The sequence below is a fragment of the Pantoea sp. Ft-CA_14 genome, assembly GCF_024520875.1.
Lineage (GTDB): Bacteria > Pseudomonadota > Gammaproteobacteria > Enterobacterales > Enterobacteriaceae > Pantoea > Pantoea agglomerans.
On the sequence record NZ_JALNPM010000008.1, the window covers coordinates 197,837 to 214,580 of the forward strand.

The 16,744-nt window shown below is 54.8% G+C and carries 14 protein-coding genes and 3 tRNA genes; 9 read left to right on the plus strand and 8 right to left on the minus strand.

What is annotated here, in order from left to right:
* Positions 1–23 precede the first annotated feature (23 nt).
* Positions 24–1,256, minus strand: a complete 1,233-nt coding sequence (gene alaC, locus NR195_RS14115; protein WP_256844637.1) for an alanine transaminase — start codon at positions 1,254–1,256, stop codon at positions 24–26.
* 117 nt (positions 1,257–1,373) lie between these two features.
* Positions 1,374–1,898, minus strand: coding sequence for a GNAT family N-acetyltransferase (locus NR195_RS14120; RefSeq protein WP_010671373.1), 525 nt, complete (start codon positions 1,896–1,898; stop codon positions 1,374–1,376).
* A 279-nt stretch (positions 1,899–2,177) separates the two neighbouring features.
* Between NR195_RS14120 and NR195_RS14125 the strand changes: the two genes are divergently transcribed.
* Together NR195_RS14125 and NR195_RS14130 are read left to right on the plus strand one after the other, a co-directional pair.
* Positions 2,178–3,848 (plus strand): sensor histidine kinase, encoded by a 1,671-nt coding sequence (locus NR195_RS14125; protein ID WP_010257859.1) that lies wholly within the window; start codon positions 2,178–2,180, stop codon positions 3,846–3,848.
* Positions 3,845–4,573, plus strand: a complete 729-nt coding sequence (locus NR195_RS14130) for a LytTR family DNA-binding domain-containing protein (RefSeq protein ID WP_003848909.1) — start codon at positions 3,845–3,847, stop codon at positions 4,571–4,573. The genes NR195_RS14125 and NR195_RS14130 overlap by 4 nt, the downstream gene beginning before the upstream one ends.
* 155 nt (positions 4,574–4,728) lie before the next feature.
* Here NR195_RS14130 and glk read toward each other — a convergent pair whose 3' ends face one another.
* Positions 4,729–5,694 carry a glucokinase gene (gene glk / locus NR195_RS14135; protein WP_010257856.1) on the minus strand — a complete coding sequence of 322 codons (966 nt, stop codon included), beginning with the start codon at positions 5,692–5,694 and terminating at the stop codon, positions 4,729–4,731.
* Between the two features lie 160 nt (positions 5,695–5,854).
* On the minus strand, positions 5,855–7,507 hold the full coding sequence (gene ipdC / locus NR195_RS14140; RefSeq protein ID WP_256844638.1) for an indolepyruvate decarboxylase: 1,653 nt from the start codon (positions 7,505–7,507) through the stop codon (positions 5,855–5,857).
* A 219-nt stretch (positions 7,508–7,726) separates the two neighbouring features.
* Here ipdC and mgrA point away from each other — a divergent pair, with 219 nt between their 5' ends.
* Both mgrA and NR195_RS14150 read left to right on the plus strand, forming a co-directional pair.
* A complete protein-coding gene (gene mgrA, locus NR195_RS14145) occupies positions 7,727–8,716 on the plus strand; it encodes an L-glyceraldehyde 3-phosphate reductase (protein WP_010257851.1) in 990 nt (329 codons plus the stop codon).
* Positions 8,717–8,888: 172 nt separating this feature from the next.
* Positions 8,889–9,269: a DUF2502 domain-containing protein gene (locus tag NR195_RS14150; protein WP_132499577.1), complete on the plus strand. Its 381-nt coding sequence runs from the start codon at positions 8,889–8,891 to the stop codon at positions 9,267–9,269.
* A 362-nt stretch (positions 9,270–9,631) separates the two neighbouring features.
* Here NR195_RS14150 and NR195_RS14155 read toward each other — a convergent pair whose 3' ends face one another.
* Positions 9,632–10,873, minus strand: a complete 1,242-nt coding sequence (locus tag NR195_RS14155; protein ID WP_191919991.1) for an Nramp family divalent metal transporter — start codon at positions 10,871–10,873, stop codon at positions 9,632–9,634.
* A gap of 369 nt (positions 10,874–11,242) precedes the next feature.
* Here NR195_RS14155 and NR195_RS14160 point away from each other — a divergent pair, with 369 nt between their 5' ends.
* Positions 11,243–12,433, plus strand: a complete 1,191-nt coding sequence (locus tag NR195_RS14160; protein WP_010671371.1) for a NupC/NupG family nucleoside CNT transporter — start codon at positions 11,243–11,245, stop codon at positions 12,431–12,433.
* Positions 12,434–12,759: 326 nt separating this feature from the next.
* Here NR195_RS14160 and NR195_RS14165 read toward each other — a convergent pair.
* Together NR195_RS14165 and NR195_RS14170 are read right to left on the minus strand one after the other, a co-directional pair.
* Positions 12,760–12,835, minus strand: a tRNA-Ala gene (locus NR195_RS14165).
* Positions 12,836–12,879: 44 nt separating this feature from the next.
* A tRNA-Ala gene (locus tag NR195_RS14170) sits at positions 12,880–12,955 on the minus strand.
* Positions 12,956–13,314: 359 nt separating this feature from the next.
* Here NR195_RS14170 and NR195_RS14175 point away from each other — a divergent pair.
* The 3 genes from NR195_RS14175 (at position 13,315) to NR195_RS14185 (ending at position 14,946) form a co-directional block, all read left to right on the plus strand.
* Entirely contained in the window at positions 13,315–14,103 is a 789-nt protein-coding gene (locus tag NR195_RS14175) for a formate/nitrite transporter family protein (protein ID WP_010257841.1), read from the plus strand.
* Between the two features lie 111 nt (positions 14,104–14,214).
* Positions 14,215–14,568, plus strand: a complete 354-nt coding sequence (locus NR195_RS14180; protein ID WP_010257838.1) for a YfeC-like transcriptional regulator — start codon at positions 14,215–14,217, stop codon at positions 14,566–14,568.
* Positions 14,569–14,589: 21 nt separating this feature from the next.
* On the plus strand, positions 14,590–14,946 hold the full coding sequence (locus NR195_RS14185; protein WP_250488662.1) for a YfeC-like transcriptional regulator: 357 nt from the start codon (positions 14,590–14,592) through the stop codon (positions 14,944–14,946).
* Positions 14,947–14,979: 33 nt separating this feature from the next.
* Here NR195_RS14185 and gltX read toward each other — a convergent pair whose 3' ends face one another.
* Positions 14,980–16,395 carry a glutamate--tRNA ligase gene (gltX, locus tag NR195_RS14190; RefSeq protein WP_010257834.1) on the minus strand — a complete coding sequence of 472 codons (1,416 nt, stop codon included), beginning with the start codon at positions 16,393–16,395 and terminating at the stop codon, positions 14,980–14,982.
* Positions 16,396–16,667: 272 nt separating this feature from the next.
* On the opposite strand from gltX, the gene NR195_RS14195 reads away from it, so the two are divergent.
* Positions 16,668–16,743 (plus strand) — tRNA-Val (locus tag NR195_RS14195).
* The last annotated feature ends 1 nt before the right edge of the window (position 16,744 follow it).

The window sequence follows — 16,744 nt, forward strand, 5'->3', positions numbered from 1 at the left end:
CCCTGAGTCGCCCCTGCTGGCTGTCAGCGTTCTTCTTCCATTTTTATGCTGCCTGGCAATATGCCATCGGCACGAAACATCGCTTTAATTCCCCGTACCGCCTGACGAATACGATCGCTATTCTCTATCAGCGCAAAACGCACGTGCGTGTCGCCATAGTCGCCAAACCCGATACCGGGCGAGACACAGACTTTCGCCTCCTGCAGCAGTTTCTTGGCAAACTCCAGCGACCCCAGATGTGCGTAATGGTCCGGTATTTTTGCCCAGACGTACATTGAGGCTTTCGGGTTATCCACCATCCAGCCCGCTTCATGCAATCCTTTGACCAGCACATCACGGCGGCGTTTGTACTGCTCTGCGATGTTGCGCACGCACTGTTGATCCCCTTCCAGCGCCGCAATCGCCGCCACCTGCAGTGGCGTAAAAGTGCCGTAGTCATGATAACTTTTGATTCGCGCCAGCGCGGCGACCAGCTCTTTGTTGCCCACCATGAAACCGATACGCCAGCCCGCCATGTTGTAGCTTTTTGACAGGGTAAAGAATTCGACGGCGACATCACGCGCGCCCGGCACCTGCATAATCGATGGTGCTTTCCAGCCATCGTAGACGATATCGGCATAGGCCAGATCGTGGATCACCAGCACGTTGTACTGCTTCGCCAGCGCAATCACCCGTTCGAAAAAGTCGAGCTCCACACACTGTGCGGTGGGGTTGGACGGGAAGCCAAGGATCATCATTTTTGGCTTGGGATAGCTCTCGCGAATGGCGCGTTCCAGCTCATTGAAGAAGTCGACACCCGCCACCAGCGGCACCGAGCGTACCTGCGCCCCGGCAATCACCGCACCGTAGATATGGATCGGATAGCTGGGATTGGGCACCAGCACGGTATCACCGTGATCCAGCGTCGCCAGCATCAGGTGCGCCAGCCCCTCTTTGGAACCGATGGTGACAATCGCCTCTGATTCAGGATCGATCTCAACCTGATAGCGATCGGCGTACCAGCGCGAGATTGCCCGGCGCAGACGCGGAATACCGCGAGAAGTGGAATAACCGTGGGTATCGTCACGCTGCGCCACCTGGCATAACTTTTCGACGATGTGTGGCGGAGTCGGACCATCCGGGTTGCCCATTGAAAAGTCGATGATATCTTCGCCGCGCCGACGCGCAGCCATCTTCAGTTCAGCGGTGATGTTGAAAACGTAAGGGGGTAAACGTTCGATACGCGAGAAACGACGGGGTGTGCTGTTATCAGCCATGATGTCCTCTGGATTACGTAAGCGCCCGGACCGTCCGAGCGACGCGGGTCACTGTGGTGACCCGTTACGAACATAACGTGGCGAGGATCATTTTGTCGAGGGTGGCGGAAAATATTTTTATTTTTGCGGATTCAGCCGCCCCAGCAGCCAATCGTTCACCCAGCAGCCGTTCAGCAGATAATTATCCCGTAGCGTGCCCTCCAGCTGAAAGCCGTTTTTCTCCAGAATACGGCGTGACGCCCAGTTCCCTTCAATCACCATCGCTTTGAGTTTGTGGAAATCGGCTTCAAGCAAAAACTGACACAGCGCCGCCAGGGCTTCGCTGCCATATCCCTGACCGCAGTGGCGATGCAGCAGCATATAGCCCACCTCCGCCTGACGGTATGGCTCCCATTCGGGGCTGCAGCCAAACAGGCCAATCGGCTCACCGTTGTCACGACGTCGCGCAACCAGGCAGAGCATATGAAAACTGCTCGCCTGCCAGGGGGCCAGACGCTCGGTGAAGCGCTGGCGGATATCCGCTTCATCGGGGATTTCGCTCACCCAGGTCATGGTGTTGCGATCTTCATGGACGGCACGAAACAGTTGCCAGTCTTCTGGCTGTAATTTACTCAGGGTTAATCTGGCGGTGACAAGTTGCATCTGCTGCTCCCGATGGGCGCGGTTTTCCAGCGGTCACTGGCGCACCTCATCGCGCAACATAGCAAAACGGCACCTTAGCGACCAGCCTCTGCAGGGCGAAAAAACTGTTCCCCTTTAATGCACTCAACCTTTCCTCTTTTTGCCCATATGCCGTAAAAATTGATCTGAAACACTAACTCCCGCCGTGATTGATCGGGACGCTAGCGGTTCGCGATCACATTTTTTATCATAGAGGCACTTTCCATTGCCGACGAGTCGCCTGTGTCCTCCCACTTCACGATGTTACTGGCAGTATTTGACCGCGCCGCCCTGATGCTGATCTGCCTGTTCTTTCTGACACGCACCCGCCCGTTTCGTCAGCTGCTGCAAAAAGATGAACACACCCGTGCGGAGAAAGTAGCCGTTACTGCCATCTTTTCCCTGTTTGCGCTGTTCAGTACCTGGTCGGGTGTCGATGTCGATGGTTCACTGCTGAATGTGCGGGTCATCGCCGTGATGGCGGGTGGCATTCTGTTTGGTCCCTGGGTCGGGATCGCCACCGGGGTTATTGCCGGTCTGCACCGTTTTCTGATCGATATTCACGGCGTAACCTCCGTGCCCTGCCTGATTACCAGCATCATTGCCGGTATCGTCGCGGGCGGTATTAATCGCCGGGTACTGAAAGAGCACCGCTGGCGTGCCGGTATCGTCGGCGGCATGCTCTGTGAAGCCCTGACGATGTTGTTGATTGTTGTGTGGGCGCGCCCCACCTCACTCGGGCTGGCGATTGTGTCAGAAATTGCTCTGCCGATGATCCTCGGTGCCTCCAGTATCGGCATTATTGTGCTGCTGGTGCAGAGCGTCGAGGGGGAAAAAGAGGCGATTGCCGCCCGCCAGGCCAAGCTGGCGCTGGAGATCGCCAATAAAACCCTGCCGCTGTTCCGTCAGGTGAACAGCGACTCGCTGCGCAACATCTGTGACATTATCCGACGGGAGATCAAAGCCGATGCGGTGGCGATGACCGATAAAAAACAGATTCTGGCCTACGTCGGCTATGGCGAACATAATTATAAACATGGGGATGATGGCATCAGCCCCACCACGGCGCAGTCGATCGCCAGCGGTAAAATTATCATTAAGAACAACGATGAAGCGCATCGCACCAAAGATATTCACTCCATGATCGTGATCCCGCTGTGGGAGAAAGGCAAAGTCACCGGCACGCTGAAAATCTACTATCGCCGCGCACACCGTATTACCGGCTCGCTGAAGGAGATGGCGATTGGCCTGTCACAAATCATATCAACCCAGCTTGAAGTGTCGCGTGCCGAGCAGCTGCGCGAGATGGCGAATAAAGCGGAACTACGTGCGCTGCAAAGTAAAATAAATCCTCATTTCCTGTTCAACGCCCTGAATGCTATCTCCTCTTCTATCCGGCTCAATCCCGATACCGCCCGTCAGCTGGTGATAAATCTGTCACGCTATCTGCGCTACAACCTGGAACTGAACGACGATGAGCTAATCGACATCCGTAAAGAGCTGTGGCAGGTGAAAGATTACATCGCCATCGAGCAGGCCCGGTTTGGCGATAAGCTGACGATGATCTATGACGTCGATGAGGATCTCCATTTTCTGCTGCCGAGTCTGCTGATCCAGCCTCTGGTGGAGAATGCCATTGTCCATGGCATCCAGCCCTGTAAAGGCAAAGGCGTGGTGACGCTGAGCGTCCGGGATCTGGGCGATCAGGTGCGGATCTCGGTGCGGGACACCGGCCAGGGCATCAGTGACGAAGTGATAGCACGGGTGGCGCGCAACGAGATGCCCGGTAATAAAATCGGCCTGCTCAATGTGCATCATCGGGTAAAACTTTTGTCGGGTCAGGGATTGAATATCGTGCGGCATCAGCCGGGCACCGAGATTTCCTTTACGCTGAGTAAGAATGGCCAGCGCCTGGCGGAGAATCTGTTATGAAAGCCATTATTGTGGAAGATGAATTCCTGGCGCAGCAGGAGCTGAGCTGGATGATTCAGCATCACAGCAAAATCGAGATCGAAGCCTGTTTTGACGATGGTCTGGACGTGCTGAAGTACCTGCAACAGCATCGGGTTGATGTGATTTTCCTCGATATCAACATCCCCTCACTGGATGGCATGCTGCTGGCACAGAATATCCATCAGTTTGCCCACAAGCCACTGATTGTCTTTATTACCGCGTGGAAAGAGCATGCGGTAGAAGCGTTTGAGCTGGAGGCGTTTGACTACATTCTCAAGCCCTATCAGGAGTCGCGGATTGTTACCATGCTGAACAAGCTCGAAGCCACAGCGCAGGCGCAGCAGGCGGTCAGCCATCTCAGCGCCACGCCCGCGCCGCAGACGGTCAACCTGATCAAAGATGAGCGCATTATCGTCACTGACGTGAATGATATTTACTACGTTGAGGCGCATGAGAAGCTGACGTTTGTTTATACCCGGCGCGAATCCTACGTGATGTCGATGAATATTACCGAGTTCTGTTCACGCCTGCCGGAACAGCAATTTTTCCGCTGCCACCGCTCTTACTGCGTCAGCCTCAGCAAGATTCGTGAAATCGAGCCGTGGTTTAACAATACCTATCTGCTGAAGCTGCGCGATCTGGAGTTTCAGGTGCCGGTCAGCCGCAGTAAGGTGAAGCAGTTTCGACAGCTGATGCGCCTGTAGCGCAGGAGGGCTAAAGGCCTGTTCAGAAAGGGGGGTGGCGAAGCAGGAGAGCAGCAAAAAGTCCGGGGGGATTTCCCGATCCTGCCCCGCTGAAGCAGGCCGATCGGGAAAATCGCTCGCGCGCAGAATGGCAGTGCGCGCGAGGTAAAGCAGAATCAGATTTCGCGACCCAGCGTCTGGCGCAGATGCGCGCCCGCGCCCAGCAGGCCAGGCTGGTCGTGCGTAATCATATAAACCGGGATGCTGGCAACATAGTCGCGGAAGCGGCCTTTATCTTCAAACGCCGCACGGAAACCCGACGACTTAAAGAACTCCAGGAAGCGTGGCACGATGCCACCGGCAATATAGACACCACCAAAGGTGCCAAGATTCAGCGCCAGGTTGCCGCCGAAACGGCCCATGATGACGCAGAACATTGACAGCGCGCGACGGCAGTCGGTGCAGCTGTCATCCAGCGCACGCTGGCTGACATCTTTCGGCTTCAGGTTTTCCGGCACGCGATTATCCACTTTAACAATCGCACGATAGAGGTTAACCAGACCGGCACCTGACAGCACACGTTCCGCTGAAACATGGCCCAGTTCTTCACGCAGCACTTCCAGGATCTGATCTTCTTCTTCGCTGTTGGCAGCGAAGTCGACATGACCGCCCTCACCTGGCAGGCTGACCCAGCGCTTGTCCACATGCACCAGATGGCTGACGCCTAATCCGGTGCCGGCACCATAAATCGCGATAGGCTTATCTTTGACTGGCTCTGTACCGCCAAACTGAATCACGTTTTCGGCGGTCAGCATCGGGATCGCCATGGATACCGCAGTGAAGTCGTTAATGATTTCCAGGTGTTCAAAACCGATGTTCTCTTTGAGCTTGCGCGTGGAAAACGCCCAGTCATGGTTGGTCATTTCAACCCAGTCATCGGTAATCGGGCAGGCAATGGCAATACAGCCATCTTTAACGTCCTGCTGTTGTTCATCAAGATAGTGGCGGATGACGGCTTCGAGGCTGTCGTATTCTGATGTTGAGAATGTTTTGGCCTGGGTGATGCTGCCGCTTTCCACCTCACACAGGGCGAGGCGTGCGTTAGTACCGCCGACATCGCCGACCAAGGCATAGGTTGTCATTCTTCTGTTGCTCCGCTTGGGGTCTTAAGAGTTGGAGGACACTATAAAATTCTGCCCATAAAACAACAACGCTCACCGGTGCGATTGGTGAGCGTCTTACTCAGGTGTGCTACAGCCTAACCGCGATAGTCCACCCTGCACAGCGGCAACTATCTGAATCTTAGCCGCCGTTGCGTTGATTCAGGCAGGCGGTGACTTTTCGTAGCAGTGGCGGCAAATCCTCTTTCTGCATGACGACTTCAACCAGAGAGAGCCACTTCGGCTCTGAGAGTCGCGCCATCACTTCCTCTAACTGCACCGTTTCACTGATACGCCAGCTCTGCGCCTGGCCCTGCAGGCTAAGGGCGTGCGGTAAGGCCGTCCAGTTCCACTGGGCAATATCATTGTAACGTTGTGTTGCGCCATGAATCGCCCGTTCGACGGTATAGCCTTCATTATTCAGCAAAAAGATCACCAGCCGCTGCTGGTCGCGCAGCATCGAACCCAGTTCCTGAATTGTCAGCTGCGCCGAACCGTCTCCGATGATCAGGATAACCCGGCGATCAGGATCGGCAGTCTGCGCGCCAAACGCTGCCGGAAGAGTATAGCCGATTGATCCCCATAATGGCTGAACCACCAGCTGCGCCTGCGAGGGCAATCTTAATGCGGCGGCCCCAAAGGCGGCTGTCCCCTGCTCGGCCAGAATAAGGTCGCCGGGTTGCAGGAATGCCTGCATCGCCTGCCAGAACGCCTGCTGGCTGATCACCGCCGCCGGTTCTGCAGATTGCGCGGCGGGCGGTGCGGCGGCGGGTTGCCACTGCTGGCCATAGCGTTTAAACAGCGGCAGCAGTTCGCTCAGCGCATCCGCCATCGATAGCGGCGCAAAATTTTCACCGCCCACGCTGGCGCTGGAGGGCTGCAGATCAATCAGTCGCTCAGGGTTAAACTGCTGCGTGAAGCCTGCAGTAATGGTGTCGGTAAATCGCACCCCGACGCAGATCGCCACATCCACCTGCTCGATCTGTTCGCACACCTGACCTGCGCTGGCCTCACCGGCATAGGTACCGACGTAACCCGGCTGCTGTTCATCCAGAACCCCCTTGCCCATCAGCAGGCTGGCACAGGGAATCGCACACTGTTCACGCAGCGCGGCCAGTGCGGACTGCTGCTGCCAGCGCAGCGCAAGAAAATCGGCCAGCAGTGAAACCCGCTGCGCCGGTGCCAGCAAACGTTCCGCCGCGTCGCTGAAAGCGCGACGCGCAGCGGGCGAAGAGGATTGATGACTGTTCAGGGGCTGCGCGGGTGGCTGCACCTCCATGGCCGCCACGTCGACGGCCAGCGATAAATAGCCGGGACGGCGGGCCTGCAGCGCACAGACGATCACCCGATCAATCTCAGCCGTGGCGTTGTCGGCGGTAAGCTGTGCCGTTGCCGCACTGACTTCTGCGGCCATGCGAATAAAATGCTGGAAATCGCCATCGCCCAGCGAATGATGAACACAATCCCCCTGCAACTGGGCCTGCGTCGCAGGCGCGCCAACGATATGGATCACCGGCAGATACTCGGCATAACTGCCTGCAATGCCATTAATCGCGCTGAGCTCGCCCACACCAAACGTGGTCAATAGCGCTCCTGCGCCGTTGCAGCGTGCATAACCGTCTGCCGCATAGGCTGCGTTAAGCTCATTAGCGCAGCCTACCCAGCTGATGGCCGGATGGGCGATGACGTGGTCAAGAAATTGCAGGTTATAGTCGCCCGGCACGCCAAACAGATGCTTTACACCAATCTCCTGCAGACGGGTCAGCAGGTAATCTCCAACAGTGAACGTGGACATCGCGCATTCCTTTCAGGGAAGAGTCGGGTTAAGTATCTGACAGAGGATGAAATTAGCGAGGCGTGCCGCTATTTTAGCCAGCCGCAATGGCTGGAAAGGCGACGTTACGCTGGCGGAATATTCTGTAAAAATGCGAATTGCAGCGCGCTGTCACTAAGTGTAACCGTATACACTGATAGACTTTTGGCACATATCCCCGTTTTTACCCAGGAGCGCTGAATGTCCCTTTTCCCTCACCCCGATCGCTATCAACAGATGGAATATCGCCGCAGCGGCCGCAGCGGCATTAAACTGCCCGCCATTTCGCTGGGACTGTGGCATAACTTTGGTGACAGTACCCGGGTCGATAACAGCCGTGAGCTGCTGCGTCATGCGTTTGACCTTGGCATCACGCACTTCGACTTAGCCAACAATTACGGCCCCCCCCCTGGCTCAGCCGAAGAGAACTTCGGGCGTATTCTGCGGGAAGATTTTCGTGCCCATCGTGATGAGCTGATCATCTCCACTAAAGCGGGCTATACCATGTGGCAGGGGCCTTATGGGGATTGGGGTTCGCGTAAATATCTGGTCGCCAGTCTGGATCAGAGCCTGAAGCGAATGGGGCTGGAGTATGTGGATATTTTCTATCATCACCGTCCCGATCCGGAAACCCCGCTGGAAGAGACGATGCGCGCGCTGGATCATGTGGTGCGCCAGGGCAAAGCGCTTTACGCTGCCCTTTCAAACTATCCGGCCGATCTCGCCGCCGAAGCGATAGCTATCCTGCGCGATCTCGGCACCCCTTGTCTGATTCACCAGCCGCGCTATTCGATGTTTGAACGCACACCTGAGCAAGGATTGATTCAGACGCTGGGCGATGCGGGCGTCGGCTGTATCGCCTTCTCTCCGCTGGCAGGCGGCGTGCTCACCGATCGCTATCTGCAGGGCATTCCGGAAGATTCGCGCGCGGCCAGCGGCAGCAAGTTCCTGAATGAGAACCAGCTGACGGATGAGAAGATGGAGAAGGTCCGCAAGCTTAATGCTATTGCGCAGCAGCGCGAACAGAAGCTGGCGCAGATGGCGCTGGCGTGGGTGCTGCGCGATGAGCGTGTGACTTCAGTACTGATCGGAGCCAGCAAAACAGCCCAGATCGATGACGCGGTGGCGATGCTCGCTCGCCGTCAGTTCAGCGACAGCGAGTTAGCTGCGATTGACGCGGCGCTGCTGTAACGATTTTAGCGCCCGGCTGACGCCGGGCGTTTTCTGCGCCAGAATAGTCTCAAACCCCTTTCTCTCCCCAATTTCCTCACAATCTTCCGACACAATGATGCGGTAACAACAGCAATACGCAGGCATAATCGCTGCGCCGCAACAGCGTCAGACTGTTGATGAGGAGAAGAAAATGAAAAGAGCCCTTATTTTTGCTGCCCTGCTGGCCCTGTTGTCGCCGCTGGCACACCACACAGCCCAGGCCTCCAGTGCCTCTATTACTCTGGCCCCCGGCGTCACCCTGAATCTTGGCGATCGCGATCGCCGTGGCTATTACTGGGATGGTGGCCGCTGGCGTGAACCGCGCTGGTGGAACGACCGCTATTCTTACAACGAACGCCGCTGGTGGCGACACGAAGAGTGGCGTCGTCAGCAGCAGTGGGAGCGCGAACGCCGCTGGCATGAGCGCGACCGTGAGCGTCGCTGGGAACATCAGTATCGCCGCGATCGTGATCGTGGCTGGGATCATCATGACCGTCGTGGGCCTGACCATCACGGACACGATCGCCATTAATAAAAACGCCCGGCAGAACCGGGCGTTTCAGACAACACAAAGACTTCAATCAGTGTGATTCTGGCCGCAACGCATAAACTCAACGCGCAGGGAACACGGTCAGAAGAGGAAAGCGTCCCGCGCCATGGACAAAAACGCCGGGAGCGTTTTTGAACAACGCAACGCGTTGGCCCGGCTACGGGCGCACCTCAAGGATGAGGTGCGTAATCGCGCGGGCCGAGCATGTCATGGATGACGGATTTTGCGTCTTTCCGATCTGACCGTGTTTCCTGCGCTGGCTCGGTATCACTGCGAACCTGGCCAGACGTTGCCAACAAGAAAATGCCCGGCATAGCCGGGCGTTTTCTTGTTTACCATAACCGCTACAGCCCCAGCGCTTCACCCACCAGCAGGTAAAGATTCAGCGTAATCACCAGCAGCACGATCAGTCGCCCGGTATTCTGCATCAGACGCGAGTTAACCATATCTTCGCCCATCAGCTCGCGGTTGCCGGTAAAGGAGAGCAGCGGAATCAACGCCAGCGCAATACCAAAACTCAGCAGCACCTGACTCATCACCAGCACCCTTGTCGGGTCCCAGCCTGCCCAGATGACAATAAAGGAGGGCAGCATGGTGACGGTTCGGCGCACCCACAGGGGAATATGGAAGTGGATAAAGCCCTGCATCACCACCTGCCCCGCCAGCGTACCGACCACCGTTGAAGATAATCCGGCGGCCACCAGGCTCAGACCAAACACCGTCGCCGCTGCCTGACCTAACAGCGGTTGCAGCGTCAGATAGGCCTGATCGAGTTCAGCGATTTTACTGTGCCCGCTGAAGTGAAACGCCGCTGCGGCGGTCGCCATCATCGCCAGGTTAACAAATCCGGCGATGGTCATGGCAATCGCCACATCCAGTTTAGTTGAGGAGTACCGCTGACCTTTGCTGTCCTCACTTTTGCCCTGCGTCAGCGCGGAGTGCAGGTAAATCACGTGCGGCATAATGGTCGCACCCAGCACACCCGCCGCCAGGAATACGGCATCCGACGTTGGTAACGCGGGCAGCGCCATACCGATCACCAGCTCTTTGACACTGGGCTGAGAGAAGAAGAGTTCGACGATATAGGCCGCCGCCACAAACAGCAGCAGTCCGCCAATCACCAGCTCCAGCGGCTTTTGCCCACGGCTCTGTAACATCAATATCAGGAACGTGGCGATGCCTGTCAGCACCGCGCCCTGCATCAAAGAAATGCCGAGCAGCAGTTTGAACCCCAGCGCGGCACCGATAAATTCCGCCAGGTCAGTGGCCATGGCGATAATTTCCGCCTGCACCCAGTAAAACCAGACGGCAGGCCGGGGAAAACGATCGCGGATGTGTTCAGCGAGGTTTTTGCCGGTAGCGATACCCAGCTTGGCTGACATCAGCTGAATCAGCATGGCCATGATGTTGGCCCATACCACCACCCACAGCAATTTGTAGCCGTAAGCAGCGCCCGCCTGAATGTTGGTCGCAAAGTTGCCCGGATCGATATAGCCGATAGCGGCGATAAAAGCGGGCCCCAGTAGTGCGAGTTTGACTTTTCTGACTCCGCGAGCGGCGCGCTCGGCGGTACGACTTTCAAACATATCCGGTACCCTGTCTGAACATTTGCCTGCCCCGGCAGCTTAGGGGTTAGCAGGTGCAAGTGAAATTCGTTTATTGTTATCGGTGTAATAGATGCTGCTATAAAGTATAGCCATTGCTATACATTACAGTAAAGGATGTGATTGCTAAAAATGTGAGCAATAGTGTCACTTTACGCCCGGTGTAAAATTCAGACAATAATTATGTGGTTATCTGAAGTGAAGTATTTGTAAACAGGACGTGATCTCTGGAACTTTTCTGGAAAATATAACGATAGCGAATACTTATATTGTGGTTCAGATCTCGTTTTTAAGTAACGCGTTACATAGAATACGCAACAAAATACAACCCTCCTCAAATTTGGAGCAACCATGTCCCATATTTTGCAATTTCTTTTAGCACTGGTGGTGGTCGGGATACTCGCCTTGCTGGTCAGTCACGATCGTAAAAGCATTCGCATTCGCTACATTATACAGCTACTGGTGATTGAAATTGTGCTCGCCTGGTTCTTCTTGAACTCAGAAGCGGGACTCGGTTTCGTCAAAGGATTCGCGGGCTTCTTTGACCATCTGCTGAAGTATGCCGCTGAGGGTACCAACTTCGTCTTCGGCAACATGAGCGACAAAGGCCTGGCCTTCTTCTTCCTTAACGTATTGTGCCCTATCGTCTTTATCTCTGCGCTGATCGGTATTCTGCAGCATTTCCGTATCCTGCCATGGGTGATTCGCGGTATTGGTACCGTACTGTCGAAAGTGAATGGCATGGGAAAACTGGAATCTTTCAACGCCGTGAGTTCTCTGATACTGGGACAATCAGAAAACTTCATCGCCTATAAAGATATCCTGGGCCAAATGTCACAGCGCCGCATGTACACCATGGCCGCGACCGCGATGTCGACCGTATCGATGTCGATTGTCGGCGCCTACATGACCATGCTGCAGCCGAAGTATGTGGTCGCCGCGCTGGTGCTCAACATGTTCAGCACCTTTATCGTGCTGTCGCTGATCAACCCTTATCGCGTTGAGAACGAAGAAGATCTGCAGTTGCAGGATCTGCACAAAGGCCAGAGCTTCTTTGAGATGCTGGGCGAGTATATCCTGGCCGGTTTCCGCGTCGCGATTATCGTTGCCGCCATGCTGATTGGTTTTATCGCGCTGATTTCAGGTCTGAATGCGCTGTTTGATCTGATCTTCGGCATCTCCTTCCAGGGCGTTCTCGGCTTTGTCTTCTATCCGTTTGCCTGGGTGATGGGCGTGCCTGCTGGCGAAGCGTTGCAGGTCGGCAGTATTATGGCGACCAAGCTGGTGTCGAATGAGTTTGTTGCCATGATGGATCTGCAGAAAATCGCGGGTCAGCTGTCGCCACATTCAGAAGGTATTCTTTCTGTGTTCCTGGTTTCGTTCGCCAACTTCTCTTCTATCGGCATCGTGGCCGGTGCGATTAAAGGTCTGAACGAAGAACAGGGCAACGTGGTTTCCCGCTTTGGTCTGAAGCTGCTGTACGGCTCTACGCTGGTCAGCGTGCTTTCCGCTGCTATCGCCGGTCTGGTTCTGGCGTTCTAAGCACGGTTCTGCGCACTACTCTAAGCATCAAAGGGCGAGCAGGTCTCGCCCTTCTCTTTCTGCTCTATCCTTGCTCTGCTTCCCGCTGATTCCCCTTTCCCGCGTTAACTCTTTCATTGCACATGTCACATCTGCATTCAGATCGTGCACGAGAGGCGACACAACGTCCTGCAAACAGCATCGGATGTCATGACAGGTTATGCCGGTTAATAACGCAATTAAGCGTGCGCAGCAGCGTGAATGGCAAAGCAATAGCGTTGGGATCCGCAGCAACTGGCGAATAAGAGATTAATCAGAAAGGATTTTGACAACGGCGTGTCAGAAAATGGTGGAGATAAGCGGGATCGAACCGCTGACCTCTTGCATGCCATGCAAGCGCTCTCCCAGCTGAGCTATACCCCCACATCTGGAATCGTTTTTCAGTGCCAAACTTTTGGGAAGAAGTTTGGTGGAGCTAAGCGGGATCGAACCGCTGACCTCCTGCATGCCATGCAGGCGCTCTCCCAGCTGAGCTATAGCCCCGAACCGAAAAACTGTCGCGTTAAGCGACGGACGGCATAATATGAAACCCCCTCCGGGGTGTCAACGGCAAAATGACATTCTCTGTTTGATCGCTGAAAAAGGCGGCAACCTGCGAAGTTTCAGCAGCATGCTGCAGGGGAAAATCGTGTCTGTTCACACAGGACCGTTTTTTAACTGTTATTCAGTCTGCCGTCAGGTTAATTCACGGTTAAATATGTTATAGGAATTTTCTTGTCTTCGGCTTTTTCGCATGCAAAACTTAGCCCGCTAATTTAGTGGTACCCGGGACCCTCTCCCGCGCACCACGCGTCCACCAGGCGTTATCGTCCCATTAATCATAAAAAAACTACTGAGATACTATGTCGCTGCATACACCTAAAGAAATCGCACAACTGGCGATCCAGTCAGGCGTGGCTAAAAGCCGTGCACCTGTCAGCATCCTTCTGATTCTCGGCTTTATGGCGGGCGCATTTATTGCGACCGGCTTCCTGCTGGATCTTCACGTGATCAACACCCTTCCCGCTGAATGGGGCTCTTTTGGTGGCCTGTTAGGTGCCGCGGTCTTCCCGGTGGGGATCATCATGACCGTGCTGGCGGGTGGTGAACTGCTGACCGGTAATATGATGACCTTACCGGTGGCCTGGTTCGCCCGTCGCATCAGCTTTATGAGCGTGGCGCGCAACTGGTTCTGGGTTACCCTGGCTAACTTTCTCGGCAGCGTGGCTGTCGCCTGGTTCTTTGGTCACATGCTGGGTATGACCGAGGGCGATTACCTGAAGAAGACCGTTGCTATCGCTTCTGCAAAAGTCCACGCTGATTTCCTGCACGCCTTTATTTCCGGTATCGGCTGTAACTGGCTGGTTTGCCTGGCGGTATGGCTGGCCTTTGCCAGTAAAGATGTGGTCGGCAAGATCTTCGGCATGTGGTTCCCGGTGATGGCATTTGTGGCCATTGGCTTCCAGCACGTTGTCGCTAACATGTTTATTATTCCGGCCGCCATTTTTGCCGGTCAGATGAGCTGGGCAGAGTACTTCCCTAATTTTATTGCCGTCTTCTCAGGCAATGCCGTGGGTGGTGCCGTGTTCGTTGGTCTGGCCTATTTCCTTGCATTCCGCCCTGCCGCTGAACCCGCCAGTAATCCTCAGTAATGATGTTTTGCCTTTTGTCGAGAGACAAAAGGCAATTTCAGCTTCAGTTACTTTCACCCGTTACGTTTTGCTGTAATATGTCCTGCTAATGTATTAATCAGGGACTGCATCGTGAAAAAGGAATGGCTTACCCCCGAAGAGCTGGCTGCAGAGACGGGTTACAGTCGGCAAACGGTGAATAAATGGATCAAGCGGGAAAACTGGACGACCACGCCGAAGCCCGGTGTGCAAGGCGGTAAAGCCCGATTGATTCACATTGATGAGCGCGTGAAAAGTTTTATTCAGTCGACCCGTAACCTTAACGAGCCGACGGCAACTTATGGCACTCCGTCTAATTCATTACCTGCGTTATTAATAAGTTCCGTCCAGCAAATGACTCAGGACGAGCAGGATCAATTCACTGCACTAATCTTACGCGAAGGTATCAAGGGCGTTTTGCAGCGACTGGGAATCAGCGAAGAGTAAGGTGTATTTATCAGGGAAGGTATGATGAAAAAGGAATGGTTAACACCCGAAGAACTCGCCTCAGAGACGGGCCTGAGCCGACAGACAGTGAACAAATGGATTAAGCGCGAAAACTGGACCACCCTGCCCAGACCCGGTATTCAGGGCGGCAAGGCGCGATTGATTCATGTCGATGATCGCGTAGAAAAATTTATCCATTCGACGCGTAGCCTGCACGAACCCGCCGCAATGTATAGGGTTCCGGCAGATTCACTGACGGCACTGTTGGTGAATGCGGTTCCACAAATGAGTCAGGCTGAACAGGAGCAGCTGTCAGCGCTGATATTACGGATAGGAATTAAAGGCATGTTGCAGCGTCTGGATATTACTGAAGAGTAAAAACCGGAAGCGCGAAGCTTCCGGTTCTGTTTATTAAGCCTGCGCTTCCCGCTCACTGATAAAGGCCAGCGCCTGCTCAATACGTGCAACGCTGCGGCTGCGGCCTATCGCTTCCACGGTGACATCCAGTCCGGGTGACTGACCGGCACCGGTTACGGCCACGCGCAGCGGCATGCCCACTTTCCCCATCCCGACTTCCAGCTCATCTGCGGTGCTCTGAATAGCCTGATGTACGTTTTCAGCCGTCCACTCTTCGATCGCGGCCAGCTTATCGCGTACCACTTCCAGCGGCTGACGAGCTACCGGACGAAGATGTTTCTTCGCGGCATCGGCATCAAATTCTGCAAAGTCTTCATAGAAGTAGCGGCAGGATGCAGCCATCTCTTTCAGCGTTTTGCAGCGCTCGCCTAACAGACCAACCAGCTTCGCCAGTTCCGGGCCCGTGCGGGTATCAATTTTCTGCTCTTCAATATGCCACTGCAGATGTGTCGCCACATATTCTGGCGGCAGCGTATTGATGTAGTGATGGTTCAGCCACTGCAGTTTCTCAGTGTTGAACGCACTGGCAGACTTACTGACCGCATCCAGGGTAAAGAGCTCAGCCATTTCGGCCACGCTGAAGATTTCCTGATCGCCATGTGACCAGCCCAGACGAACCAGGTAGTTGAGCAGCGCTTCTGGCAGGTAGCCATCATCACGATACTGCATCACCCCTACCGCGCCATGACGCTTGGAGAGCTTTTTGCCGTCATCGCCCAGGATCATTGAGACGTGGGCATACACCGGAACCTGCGCGCCAATTGCTTTGAGGATGTTGATCTGACGTGGCGTGTTGTTAATGTGGTCTTCACCGCGAATCACATGGGTGATGCCCATATCCCAGTCATCCACGACGACGCAGAAGTTGTAGGTTGGCGAACCATCGGTGCGGCGGATGATCAGATCATCCAGCTCCTGGTTGCTGAACTCAATCGGGCCACGGATCTGGTCGTCAAAGATGACCGAACCTTCCTGCGGATTGCGGAAACGCACAACGCACGGCTCATCATCTGCATGATGTTCATGGCTGTCACGGCAGCGGCCGTCGTAACGCGGCTTTTCGTTGTTGGCCATCTGCTCTTCACGCAGCGCTTCCAGACGTTCTTTAGAGCAGTAGCATTTATAGGCGGTACCCGCTTCCAGCATTTCATCAATGACCGCGTTGTAACGATCAAAACGTTTTGTCTGGTAGTAAGGGCCTTCATTCCAGTCGAGGCTCAGCCAGTTCATGCCATCCATGATGGCTTCGATAGCTTCCGGCGTGGAGCGCTCCAGATCGGTATCTTCAATGCGCAGCACGAACTCGCCCTGGTTGTGACGGGCAAAGAGCCAGGAGTAAAGTGCGGTACGGGCGCCACCTACATGCAGATAGCCAGTCGGGCTGGGCGCGAAGCGTGTTTTGATTTTCATTGAGTATTGCCTTAGATGCGCGGGTTCTCTGTCTGGATGACAAAAAACAGGTTAGACGCGAAAAAACAGTGGGCACATTCTAGCATCTGACGGTGAATCCTCAATGCATGCCCGCCGGTTGCCGCCCGGGAAAAGGGGCTTTTCTGCCAGTAAAACCAGCACATTGGCTAAAAGCGCGACAGGGTGTTTAAAAATAAACCGAACGCACATTTATGTTTTAAAAAGCGTTGACTCAAAATCAACTATCCCTATAATGCGACTCCACACAGCGGGGGTGATTAGCTCAGTTGGTAGAGCATCTCCCTTACAAGGAGGGGGTCGGCGGTTCGAACCCGTCATCACCCACCAC